Annotated in this window: 11 protein-coding genes and 1 tRNA gene; 4 read left to right on the top strand and 8 right to left on the bottom strand. The window is 61.4% G+C overall.

Annotated features, from left to right (window positions below; translation table 11 throughout):
• The 4 genes from AUL31_RS18670 to polA all read right to left on the bottom strand — a co-directional run.
• Window positions 1-1,299: polyhydroxyalkanoate depolymerase (locus AUL31_RS18670; RefSeq protein ID WP_060610234.1), on the bottom strand; the 1,299-nt coding region annotated here is incomplete at its 3' end.
• Between the two features lie 79 nt (window positions 1,300-1,378).
• Window positions 1,379-1,690 (bottom strand): DUF1330 domain-containing protein, encoded by a 312-nt coding sequence (locus tag AUL31_RS18665; protein WP_060610161.1) that lies wholly within the window; start codon window positions 1,688-1,690, stop codon window positions 1,379-1,381.
• A 14-nt stretch (window positions 1,691-1,704) separates the two neighbouring features.
• The gene (gene pyrF / locus AUL31_RS18660) at window positions 1,705-2,394 is read right to left on the bottom strand and encodes an orotidine-5'-phosphate decarboxylase (RefSeq protein ID WP_060610230.1); all 690 of its coding nucleotides are present in this window, start codon (window positions 2,392-2,394) and stop codon (window positions 1,705-1,707) included.
• 8 nt (window positions 2,395-2,402) lie between these two features.
• Window positions 2,403-5,324, bottom strand: coding sequence for a DNA polymerase I (gene polA, locus AUL31_RS18655; RefSeq protein WP_060610158.1), 2,922 nt, complete (start codon window positions 5,322-5,324; stop codon window positions 2,403-2,405).
• 674 nt (window positions 5,325-5,998) lie between these two features.
• Here polA and AUL31_RS18650 point away from each other — a divergent pair.
• Window positions 5,999-6,075, top strand: a tRNA-Arg gene (locus tag AUL31_RS18650).
• Window positions 6,076-6,275: 200 nt separating this feature from the next.
• Here AUL31_RS18650 and AUL31_RS20560 read toward each other — a convergent pair.
• Complete coding sequence (locus AUL31_RS20560; RefSeq protein ID WP_159439816.1) at window positions 6,276-7,100, bottom strand: hypothetical protein; 825 nt, start codon at window positions 7,098-7,100, stop codon at window positions 6,276-6,278.
• 97 nt (window positions 7,101-7,197) lie between these two features.
• Here AUL31_RS20560 and AUL31_RS18635 point away from each other — a divergent pair, with 97 nt between their 5' ends.
• The gene (locus AUL31_RS18635; RefSeq protein WP_060610148.1) at window positions 7,198-7,854 is read left to right on the top strand and encodes a DUF2971 domain-containing protein; all 657 of its coding nucleotides are present in this window, start codon (window positions 7,198-7,200) and stop codon (window positions 7,852-7,854) included.
• Here the strand turns inward: AUL31_RS18635 and AUL31_RS18630 are convergent.
• The 3 genes from AUL31_RS18630 to AUL31_RS18620 all read right to left on the bottom strand — a co-directional run bounded on the left by AUL31_RS18630 (window position 7,851) and on the right by AUL31_RS18620 (window position 9,758).
• Complete coding sequence (locus tag AUL31_RS18630; protein WP_060610146.1) at window positions 7,851-9,104, bottom strand: Shedu immune nuclease family protein; 1,254 nt, start codon at window positions 9,102-9,104, stop codon at window positions 7,851-7,853. The genes AUL31_RS18635 and AUL31_RS18630 overlap by 4 nt on opposite strands.
• A gap of 60 nt (window positions 9,105-9,164) precedes the next feature.
• Entirely contained in the window at window positions 9,165-9,404 is a 240-nt protein-coding gene (locus AUL31_RS18625) for a hypothetical protein (protein ID WP_143190303.1), read from the bottom strand.
• Window positions 9,405-9,485: 81 nt separating this feature from the next.
• Window positions 9,486-9,758, bottom strand: coding sequence for a hypothetical protein (locus tag AUL31_RS18620; protein ID WP_060610140.1), 273 nt, complete (start codon window positions 9,756-9,758; stop codon window positions 9,486-9,488).
• A 314-nt stretch (window positions 9,759-10,072) separates the two neighbouring features.
• Between AUL31_RS18620 and AUL31_RS18615 the strand changes: the two genes are divergently transcribed.
• Window positions 10,073-10,942, top strand: a complete 870-nt coding sequence (locus AUL31_RS18615) for a restriction endonuclease (protein WP_060610136.1) — start codon at window positions 10,073-10,075, stop codon at window positions 10,940-10,942.
• 196 nt (window positions 10,943-11,138) lie between these two features.
• Window positions 11,139-11,843 carry a hypothetical protein gene (locus AUL31_RS18610; RefSeq protein ID WP_143190301.1) on the top strand — a complete coding sequence of 235 codons (705 nt, stop codon included), beginning with the start codon at window positions 11,139-11,141 and terminating at the stop codon, window positions 11,841-11,843.
• Window positions 11,844-12,025 lie beyond the last annotated feature (182 nt).

The raw sequence follows: 12,025 nt of genomic DNA, 5'->3' as shown, positions 1-12,025 counted from the left end.
TACCGCCGTCGCCTTCGCAGGCGCCGCAGCCTGGCTTTCTGCCCGCCGCTGTCGTGCGGCCTTGCCGGCCTGGCCATGCGTCAACGCGAAATCGATGATGCGGGGGCAGATTTCCGCGCGGAACCGCGATCCGTTGAAGACGCCGTAGTGACCCACTTTGGGTTGCAGCCAATGGACACGCATGTCGTCCGGAATGTTGGCGCACAGCGTGTGCGCCGCTTCGGTCTGGCCGACGCCGGAGATATCGTCGTTCTCGCCCTCGACGGTCATCAGCGCCGTCTTGCGGATGGCCTTCAGGTCGACCCGCTCGCCGTGGTGCAGGATTTCGCCCTTCGGCAGCGAGTGGCGGATGAAGACCTCTTCCACCGTCTGGAGATAGAATTCCGCCGTCAGGTCCATCACGGCCAGGTACTCGTCATAGAAGGCGCGGTGCTTGTCGGCGCCGTCGCCATCGTCCTTCACCAGATGCCAGAAGAAGTCCTTGTGGGCGATCAGATGCCGGTCCAGGTTCATCGACATGAAGCCCGACAATTGCAGGAAGCCCGGATAGACCTCCCGCATGAAGCCCGGCTGCGGAAACGGCACTTTCATGATGACATTGTTGCGGAACCAGTCGATGCCGTTTTCCTGGGCCAGGCGATTGACGGCCGTGGGGTTGACGCGGGTGTCGATCGGCCCGCCCATCAGCGTCATCGAGGCCGGGGTGGCAGGGTCGTCCCATTCCGACATGCGGGCAACGGCCATCAACACCGGCACGGCGGGCTGGCAGACGGCCACGACATGGGTATCGGGGCCCAGAAAGCGCAGCATCTCAACGACGTAGTCGACATAATCGTCCAGGCTGAACGCGCCGGCCGACAGGGGCACCTTGCGGGCGTCTTCCCAGTCGGTGATGTACACATCGGCATAGGGAAGCATCGCTTCCACTGTGCCGCGCAGCAACGTTGCGTAATGGCCCGACATCGGCGCCACGACCAGAATGCGCGGATCGGCTTTGCGGTCGCCCGGTAGATCGCGCTCGAAATGCAGCAGCCGGGCGAAGGGCCGCTCCCAGACGGGTTTGTCCACCACGGGGACGCGCCGTCCGTCGACGAAGGTCTCGTCAAGGCCGAACTCGGGCTTGGCGTAGATGCGCGTGGAGCGCTCGAACAGTTCCGCCATGGCGGCGGCGGTGCGCCCCATGCTCGTGCGGGACACGGGGTTGAGCGGGTTTTCGTAAAAGGCCTTGGTTGCGTCGGCTACCGCCCGGAAGGGCGCCAGCATCGCATGGTTCCACTCGTAAAGCTGGTACAAAGCCATTACCTCGCCGTGATCTCGCCACTGCAAAATGAGCCGCAAGTGGCCGCGCGTCAACGCCCCGGTATGGTGGACGCCGCTCCTATCCCTTTGACGGGGCGGGAATTTCGTATCCCTCGACGATCAGAAGTTCGGCCTCCGACACTTCCTGTCGTATCGCCTTGGCCTCCTGGTACTCGGCGCTGTTGTAGCAGGCGAGCGCGTCTTCCATGCTGGCAAACTCGATGACCACGTTTCGCGTGCGTGCCGTGCCTTCCAGCTCATGGAAAGGGCCGCCCCGCGCCAGGAAGCGCGCCCCATGCCTCTGCATGGCCGGAGCCGCGGTGGCGACGTAATCCTGGTAGCGTTCCGGGTCCGTCACATCCACGCGGGCGATCCAGTAGGCCTTGGTCATGTGTCTTGCTCCCTTCAGGCGGCGGCCATTTCGGCCTTGATGGTTTCTGCGGCGTGGGCCGGGTCTGCCGCCCGGATCACCGGACGGGCAACCACCAGATGCGATGCCCCTGCCTTCAACGCGTCGGCCGGCGTGACGATCCGCTTCTGGTCGTCGGCTTGTGCGAAAGACGGTCGGATGCCGGGCGTCACGATGGCCATCCCCGGGCCGACGATGGCACGGATCGCGGCGGCCTCGGCCGCCGAGGCGACGATGCCGCCGATGCCGGCCTCGGCCGCCTGCGCGGCGCGGCGCGCCACCAGATCGGGCAGGGGGGTGGCATATCCCGCCTCGTCCAGGTCGGACTGGTTCATGGAGGTCAGCACCGTGACGCCCAGCACCGTCAGGCCGGAGCCCTGCGCAGCGCGGGCGGCAGCGCGCATCACCTGCGGATAGGCGTGCACCGTCAGCATGGCGACGCCCAGCCCGATGGCGCTTTCGACGCCTTTCTCCACCGTGTTCTCGATGTCGAGAAGCTTCATGTCCAGGAAGATCTTCTTGCCGGCACGCGACAGGTCCTGCGCCAGCGGCAGGCCGCCGGCCAGCGCAAGCTGGAAGCCGATCTTGTAGAAGGAAACCGTATCGCCCAGCCGCTCCACCATGGCCTCGGCGGCGGCACGGTCGGGCAGGTCCAGGCCGACGATCAGCCGGTCGTCTGCGGGCAGTTTGGCGGTCAATGGGCTTCTTCCCAATTGGCGGCGGCCCTCGCGTCCACGACAAGGGGCACCGATAGTGTCACGACAGGGTCGGCGGCATTTTCCATGACGCGGCGAACCAGCGGGATGGTCTCGTCCACCTCGTCGTCCGGAACCTCGAAGACGAGTTCGTCATGAACCTGCAGCAGCATGCGCGCCGACAGCCCCGCGGCGGCGAGTTCACCTTCCATGCGGATCATGGCGCGGCGAATGATGTCGGCCGCCGTGCCCTGGATGGGGGCATTGATGGCCGCGCGCTCGTTGAAGGCGCGGACCGACGGGTTGGCATGGCGGATGTCCGGATAGTGCGCCCGACGGCCGAACAGCGTTTCCACGTAGCCATCGGCCTTCGCGCGCGCCTTGGTGGCGTCCATATAATCCCGGATGCCGGGGAACCGCTCGAAGTAGCGGCGGATGTACAGCCCGGCCTCTTCCCGCGGAATGGAAAGCTGCGCCGCAAGGCCGAAGGCCGAGATGCCATAGATGATGCCGAAATTGATGGCCTTGGCGCGGCGGCGCACCGAGGGCTCCATGCCCTCTACCGGTACGCCGAACATTTCCGAGGCCGTCATGGCATGGATGTCGATGCCGTCGCGGAAGGCCTGCGCAAGCTGCGGAATATCGGCCATGTGCGCCAGGATACGCAGCTCGATCTGGCTGTAGTCGGCCGAGACGAGGCTTGTGCCGCCCCCAGCCACGAAGGCGGTGCGGATCGCACGTCCTTCTTCGGTGCGCACCGGAATGTTCTGCAGGTTCGGCTCGGACGACGAAAGCCGCCCGGTGGTGGTGGATGCCATGGAATAGGACGTGTGGATGCGCCCGGCCGCATCCATGTGCAGCGGCAGCGCGTCGGTATAGGTGCCCTTCAGCTTGGTGATCTGCCGCCAGTCCACGATGTGGCGGGGCAGCTCGTGGCCTTCCGCGGCCAGGTCTTCCAGGGTGCGGGCATCGGTGGACCATTGCCCCGTGCGCGTCTTCTTGCCGCCCGGCAGGCCGAGCTTGCCGAACAGGATTTCGCCGAGCTGCTTGGGCGATCCGGGGTTGAAGCTTTCGCCGGCCAGGGCATGGATGTCTGCCTCCAGCGCGGCGGCCTTCTGCGCGAACCGCCCGGACAGGCGCGACAGGATCTGCCGGTTCACCTTGATGCCGCGTTGTTCCATCCGCGCCAGAACAGGCACCAGCGGCCGCTCGAGCCGCTCATAGACATGCACCAGCCCGTCGGCGACGAGGCGCGGCTTCAACACCTCCCACAGGCGCAGCGTCACGTCTGCATCTTCGGCGGCGTACTCGGTGACCTTCTCGACCGTGCAGGCGGCAATGGCCTTGGCGCCCTTGCCGCTGCCGCACAGATCCTTGTAGCTGATCGGCTTATGGCCGAGGAAACGCTCGGACAGTTCGTCCATGCCGTGCCCATCCAGCGAGGACGAGGCATCCAGCGCATAGGAGATCAGCATCGTATCGTCGAAAGGCTGGATGGCGATGCCGCGCTGGAGCATCACCAGGTAATCGTATTTGAAGTTCTGTCCGATCTTCAGGATCGCGGGGTCGGTCAACACCGGCGTCAAACGGGCGAGGGCCTGTGCCTCGGCCAACTGGATGCCGGGGCCGGATGCGGCATCGCCGCCGCCCAGAAGGTCGCCTTCGCCCTCGGCCACATGGGCCAGCGGAATGTAGGCCGCTTCGCCAGGCGCGACGGCGATGGCTAGGCCCACAATGTCGGCATTCATGGCGTCGAGCGCCGTCGTCTCGACGTCGAACGCAAGCAGGCCGGTTTCGCGCGCACGGTCGATCCAGCGGTCGAGCGTTTCGACGTCGCGGATCGTAACGTAGGCGCTTCGGTCGAAGCGCGTATCGGCCATCTCTGCCATGCGGCCGGCGGCGAAGGCGGCGGGCGTCAGGGGCAGGTGGGCGTCGCTCTTCTCGCCGCCCGGCGTGCCGCCGGGGTCAAGGTCGGGCCCACGCGCCGGGGCCGTTACATCCACCTCCGCGGCCGGCACGGACGCGGCTTCGGTTCCCAACTTCGCGGATACGCGCCGGGTCAGCGTGGTGAACTCCATCGCCTTTAGATAGCCGATCAGCTTTTCGCCGTCCGGCTCGCGGATGGCCAACTCCTCAAGCGGCACGTCCAGCGGGGTGTTGTCGTCCAGCGTCACCAGGCGCCGCGACAACCGTGCCTGGTCGGCGAAAGCGGTGAGGTTTTCGCGGCGCTTGGCCTGCTTGATTTCACCGGCGCGGGACAGAAGCGTCTCCAGATCGCCGAACTCCTCCAGCAATTGCGCGGCCGTCTTGGGTCCGATGCCCGGCACGCCGGGGACGTTATCCGAGGTGTCGCCCACCAGGGCTTGAAGGTCGATCATCTTGTCGGGATAGACGCCGAACTTCTCGAACACCTCGGCCGGGCCGAGGCGCTTGTCCTTCATCTGGTCGTACAGGGTGACGCAGGGTCCGACGAGTTGCATCAGATCCTTGTCGGACGAGACGATGGTGACGTCGCCGCCGGCGTCCAGCGCCTTCTTCGTGTATGTGGCGATCAGGTCGTCGGCCTCGAAACCCTGCTTCTCGACGCAGGGCAGGTCGAAGGCGCGCACCGCCTCGCGGATCAGGGCGAATTGCGGGACGAGGTCTTCCGGTGGGGCAGGGCGGTTGGCCTTGTATCCATCGTAGAGCGCATTGCGGAACGTTGTGGACGAGTGGTCGAAGATCACCGCGAAGTGCGACGGCACGACCCCGACCGAGGTGTCCTTGGTTTCTTCCACCAGCTTCCAGAGCATGTTGCAGAAACCGGACACGGCCCCGACGGGCATTCCGTCGGATTTGCGCGTCAGCGGCGGAAGCGCGTGGTAGGCCCGGAAAATATAGGCCGAGCCATCGACGAGGAAGAGGTGATCGCCCTTTTTCATGCCCTGCTCGTACCTCGCACCAAGGCTCCGTGTCCATGCACGGCACCGGCTTTATCCTATCGGGCGGGTTTGGCAAATGCTGGCAGGCCAGAGCGCAGGCCGCTCAACGCAAACAAGAGCATCCGCGCATCCTGCCGTTGGTGAAACGACTTCTTAACCGTCGGCGAAGATCGGGGATTGACGTGCGATAAAGCCAAGGATTTCAGGATCTTAGCGAATGCTTTCGAGAGTCCGCGTAACGCATTACGAAAACGTAATACGGATTATCACGCAACTGTGATCGGTCGGTCTTGAACCGTCCGGTGGGAAGGCGCATTTTACTCCCAACGACGCGATGTTCACAGGCGTCGTGGTTCGGCCTCAAGCTCGTCCCCCGCTTAGAGCCGAAATCGTGGAGCGGATGATCCCAATCCCCCTCTCGGGATATCCGCTTATAAAGAGAGAGCCGTCGCGACAATCCCCCTCCAGTCCGCGACGGCTCTTTTTTATGTCTATTCACAAGAAATCACCACATTTCACATCGCGGTGTTGCCGCCACGCCATAGCCTCTACCCCTTTCGCGCTAGGGGTTGGCCGGCTGGCGACTGGAAATTTCCCGCTCTGTCTTCTTGTGGTGGCCGGAGGGATGGGTTAGGAGTGCGGCTGGCTGGCAAGCCTATCTCCGCCGGCCCTACGCACCCGTAGCTCAGCTGGATAGAGTGCTGCCCTCCGAAGGCAGAGGTCACAGGTTCGAATCCTGTCGGGTGCGCCAAATACCGCCGATTACCCTCTATCACCGCTGATAACTGCCGGAACTACACTCCGGTAAAGAGTGAAGAATAGCCAGCGGGCGAAATAGCGTAGAAACGGCGGTCTTTGGCGGTTAAGAAGTTCGAATCGTGTCCGGTCGATTGGGCGATTTCCTTACCATCGTAGGCATCGTGTATGGGCTTAGAGTGGCCGCTATCCGCCCTAGTCCTGCCATTCACGCTGCACCTTCGATTTCTCGAAACCAGACATAGCGGCGGAAGCATTCCGTAGTCCCAGCCAGAAAAGATCGATTACATGGGCATCAACCGGAAAGTGCGACATGCAACGCCGGATTGGTGACGTATAGGCGTGCGGACGCTCGGCTTCCAGCGCGACATCACGTGCATGTCGTGCGGGTGGTACGGCAGCACCCAGATCGCGACCGTGCGGTCGTCGTCGTCGATCTCGATGCCCGAGATGATGCGTTTGTCGAAGCAGTAGACGTGGTGATCGAGTTCGATCCCCTTTAGCGACAGCGGCACCACGCGGTCCGACGTCATTGCTCATCGAACAGCTCCTGTTCTGCTGTGCGGCGATGAGGGGCTCGCCTAGTTTGCCCGCGGGATGAATCATGTCCGCGGAATATCGATATGTGAGAGCGATGATCGCGCCGTCGGCACTGGCATCGGGCGCGACATCGCAGCCTAGATACGGCCACCGGCGCATGGGCAGGCTCCAGTCGGCAGCGGGCGTCAGCGCCTGCTCGAGGATCTCGGCGATGGCGTTGGCAATATCCATGGCGGCGTCCTGGCGCCCGGAGACCAGAACCGCCACCGCGACATCGGTTTCGCGCTCGAGACGGTCGCCGTTCTGTCGTTCGCCGGCAGCGGCATCGCCGATCGGCAAGACGTTGACGGCCGGCAGCTCCGTGTCGAGGAAGGGTACGATCCGGCCCGAATACACCGGCACGGCATCAAAGCACGGTTTCGAGCCGTGCTTTGATGCCGTCTCGGAGCTGCTTGCGGAAATGCGCCATGTGGTCCTCACGTTACGTGCGGATCACGCGGGCGGGCTTTGTGAGAAAAAAAGGGCGGTGGCGGGCCCGGCGTTCGGATAGACCTATTCGGCCAGAGGGAGATACGAAATGCGGCTCTATCGATTCTTGGGTGCCGAGTACGGAATGCGGTCGATCAAAGAGCGCAAGATCCGGATCGGGCGCATCGAGGAACTCAACGACGATTTCGAGTTCATCGGCGTCGCGCTCGAGGCGAAAGAGGAGCGGTTCGCGCTGCGCAAAATGCGTCGGCACCTGAACGTCGGGAATGGCGTCATCTGCATGAGCAAGGACTGGGACAGTCCCTTGATGTGGGCCCACTACGCCGAAAGCCACAAAGGCGTAGTTCTAGGCTTCGACGTCCCCGATCAGGCCTTCTATCAAGTCGAGTATACGAAGAAACGCCCTACTCTGGCCGACATGGGGCTCAACACACTGGACGACATCACGCCCGAGGATATCAAGCGCCTGATCAGGACGAAGGCAGAGGGATGGTCGTATGAGCAAGAATACCGTGCCTACATCGGCCTGAACGACGGTGTCCCGATCAACGGCGAAATGCACTACTTCATGCCGTTTTCAGAGAACATGAAGCTGCGCGAGGTGATCGTGGGGTCGCGGTACAAGGGTACGCGACCCGAGATGGTCGAAGCCGTGGACGATCCGGGCGTCGACATCTACATGGCGCGCGGATCGTTCGAGAAGTTCCTCGTCGTGCGCCAGTACCAGGACAGCATGTGGCCCTAGGGTTTTTTGGCGATAACGGTTTCGCCTCCGAGAGCAACGATGCTGTTGTCGAGACGGCGCAGCAGATCGTCGTAGGTGATGATATCCATCATGTTGGCGTACTTGCGCTTGATCACCTCGAAGTCGAGGCGCTGTCCATCATCCATGTCAGCACCAAACATTTGATCCCGACCGAGAATGATGATCGCCTTCGGATTGGAGATGCGGATCTTCATGCCGGCAGGAATGTCCGCTTCGTAGCGCTTCGTCAGTTCCCGCTCGCCCTGGATGCCCCACTTAGAAAGATGGAATAGATACTTCTCGGCTTGCATGACGGCGCCGCTCAACTCTGCTGTCGGTATGCTGTTGTCCCGATACTGGCCCTTGCGGAGGATCTTGTTCTCAAACGACCGCTTCAGCTCGATGACGTCGAGATTTCCGTTGGCGTCTAGCAGCGCAAGGTCGATGTACCTGGAGGTCTTTTTACCATCTGTCCTAGAATAGTAGTCGTTGATCGTGACGTTCTCCAGCACCTTGATGTACTTGGGAAACAGCAGGAGTAGAAAAGACAGAAGATATTTCTGCCACTCCTGCTCAGTTAGATTTGTCTTGTTTTCCAGAGCGTCCCTAATGAGCTCGCGGATCAGAACGTACTTTTCGATCTCGAGCTTCTTCAAATCGTCGAGGTCAATCTTCATGCTGGCAGTTCCAGCCATCTTCTTGTTTAGATAGGTCTCGTATCGCCCGCGTGTGTCCTTCATCCCGTCGAGATATTGTGACAGGATCGTGGTAACTCGAGCGCCGGCATATCTGTCGACTTCATAGCTGTTGGGAAACTTGTCCAGCAGCTCTTCGTAGACGACCATGGGTATAGCGCCATGGCGAGTGCCCCCGATGACGATGGGATATTTATGCTCCAGCAACCCAGCCAGCCGCCCGAAGATCGAGATGTTGCGCTCTGCGGCGAACAGCGTCCGCTTGAACTTGGTATCCTTCGGCAGGAGGACATCGTTGTCGATGCCTAGAAAGCGCCCCGATATACGAACGTATTCGTCCTCGAAGGTACCAAACGGAAACTGGTACCAGTAGTCATCGTCGATTATGTCAGCATCTGCTGGTGGATTTATGAGGTCGTCCTTGTCGTAGTAGAAAACCTGCGACAGCTCGATCGATCTCTTTTCTTGCAGTTCTCGCCACACCCATCCGGGCAAATTGTTCTCGGCCTTGTATTCGAGATCGATACCTTTATCCGTCAACCTGAACTTTAGCATTTGGCCCCCGGCAGTATTGCGTGGGCACCCTATTTGATCGCCTGTCCTTTTGCCAAGCCGCTAGGCGTTGTCGAGCTCGATCCGGGCAAAGCCGTCGCCCTGCAAAAGATACGTGCGCACGCGGTACGACGATGGCCCCACGACGACCGCATCGCCATACGCAGGTGGCGCAGCGAGATCCGCCCAGTCGATCAGCGCGATCGTCTGCATCGTGATGACCTCCTGATCGCCGACGACGCGGATGACCTCTCTAGGCTGCGTCTGCATCATCATGGGCACGCCGAGATAGGTGCCGGACACGAACGTCTTCGAGCGCTTGTGCCTCTTCCGATACATGTCGAGGTATGGAGGCGTCGGACTATCCATCGTCAGCGCCCTGATTTAATAATGAATTTGGCCCGAAATGATTTCAGGGGTTGCGGTGGGTTGCGGGTAACACCCGCGATCAGAGCGGTGGTACGCCGCCCTGAACTGCATGCCGCTGGCGACGCGATCGAAGTTCATGCCCTCGATCAGGACGAGTTCCTCGACGGTGATCCAGGCGTCGAGGTCGCCATCACGGATGTCCATGATCCGCGTGGCATTGGTCGCGACGATAGCAGTCAAAGTGCGGGCTTCGACGTCGACTGTGCCTGCCCGGACGTTCCGCTGCACGGGCTGCGTCGAGCGAACGGGCCCATCCAGAAGCGGCGCACGGTATCGCCACCGGCAGGATGCCGGATCGATCGGACGATGCGCTCTTTCAGTGTGGCCTTGGCCATGTCTCGGTCACACGGGCAGGGCAGAACCTCAGGATTTCCGTGAGTTTCCGCGCCCCCTTTGTGAGAGAAAAAAGCGCGGTGGCGGGGAAATGTGCGCGGACGAAGATACTATCGTTTCCGCAATTGCCTAGATCACCTGACGCAGGCCATCTTGACTGTCACAAGAATTGGCGAGGCGAGTCGGTGGCAGAACTTACGACAGCGGACATGATGCTCATTGATACGCTGTTTGGCATGTACAGCGGCTGGGTCCTCAACTTCAGCAATGACCCATTCCAGTCCTTTTTCGTCCGCGATGTAGGGGTCGATATCTACAAGCCTCGGTTCGAGACTTTCGGCGGCTCGAAGGGCAAACGCCTGCGTGCGTTCCTTGAAATTGCTCCAGCGCCCTATGTCACGAAGGCGCTCACGGCGCTTTGGAGCGTCCGCGAATCCGAGAGGCTCGGAAAGGGAGAGGCCGAAACTGTGCCCCATGCCCGTGCCCGATTGAACGAGTTGGTGACCAGATTGGGTGGCAAGCCATTGCCCGCAGTATTCGACGAACCGGAGCCGGCAGCCGCTGCGGTTCCAGAGAAGAAGGGGCCGAACGAGAGCGCACTTGCGGCCCTCGAACAGGAATTCCTGGTACTGACTTCGATGAACGACGCCGCCCAAGCGCGCGGCTATGCCTTCGAGCGCTTCCTCAAGAAGTGGTTCGATGCCTGGGGGCTAGATGCCCGGGCATCGTTCAAGCTCGTCGGCGAGCAGATCGATGGCAACTTCGAGCATCGCGGCTCCGTCTACCTGATCGAAGCTAAGTGGACCGACGCGAAGACCGATGCTGCCACACTACGCTCATTCCAGGAGAAAGCGGGTGATGGTTTCGAGGGCACGCGTGGCCTGTTCGTCTCGCTTTCCGGCTTTACCGAACAGGGCCTAGTGGCCTTCAACGCCCGACGCGTCATCTTGATTAATGGCATGGACGTGTTCGATGCCCTGCGGCGGCGGATCTCGCTCGACGAGGTGATCGCAGCTAAGTTCCGGCGGGGCACAGAAGAACGGCGCCCGCTCATCGAGGTGCGGGAGCTATTCCCATGACAGTCTATTCCCGGCTCTCAGCGCGTAGCGCCCTTCGGAAGGTCATCGAACGTCTCGGTCGCGAAACTGAACTCTTGCAGCGTTCAGGCAAGCAGAGTGTCGACGAGATCATTTAGGATCTCGAGGAGATCGACGGGCTTCTGCACCAGCAGGAAATATTCCTGAAAGGCAAACACTGATGGACCTATCGTATTTCATGCGCGAGCGAACGGCATTGATCCGCCTGTTCTACACGAAGTGTCGGCTCCCGTTCGATGAGATGCAGCAGGAAATCGAAGCCGAGGTGCCCCCTTGGGAGCCGCCCCCGTTCAACCCCGACTACGACAGCCCGGAGCCGGCGTTCGTCGAGGAGTTCATGCAGGCTGAGCATGCTCGGGAGCTTGTCGGCCTGTTCGCCGTCTCCCTTCTTGCGGACACGCTGAAGGGGTATTTCGAAGAGCTGCAGCGCGATCTCTGCATCGAATTCAAAGACGACAAGGCCCGCAGGGCGCATTTTAAGGCAGGTCCAGTGGAGGGATACAGGCAGATCATCGAGCACGTAATGGGCGAAGCCTACGCATCCTGTCCCGTGCGCTTCGACCTGATCGAACAGGTGGTTCTGGCTCGCAACAACTTCGCGCACAACACCGACTTCGTGATCTTTCAAACCGCTCACAATCGAAAGACCCTGAAGAAGCATCCCAATCCGCTGTTCGTCAGCCGACTGTATGAGCCTGCCGAAGAAGAGGAGGATGAAGGTTTACAGCCACTATCGCTGCGAAGCGGACCCAAGATCGAAATCGACGAGGACAAGCTTATGACCGCGATCGCGGAAGTTGAAAAGCTTGCCGACTGGGTCCAGTCGAACGAGCAAGTCATGTGGGAATGGCAGCGCCAGCGCTGGACGAAGAAGAGCGACTAGCGCCTCTGCGCTCGCCGCAGCGCGGCGACGAGAACACGGAAGACAGCTACGGGCGCTAAGTCGTTATATGTAACGCTGGCCGATCTTATTTCGGGATACACGAAAGGCCGCGCCACCTTAAGTTGAAACTCGGCCGATCATGGCTGGTGCGCCATCGGCCAGATGGGGCATTGTTCGAGCGC

The organism is Aureimonas altamirensis, assembly GCF_001463885.1.
Taxonomy (GTDB): Bacteria; Pseudomonadota; Alphaproteobacteria; order Rhizobiales; family Rhizobiaceae; genus Aureimonas; species Aureimonas altamirensis.
The sequence above is the reverse complement of the archived record's forward strand: the minus strand, read 5'-3'. Positions and strand labels throughout refer to the sequence as shown.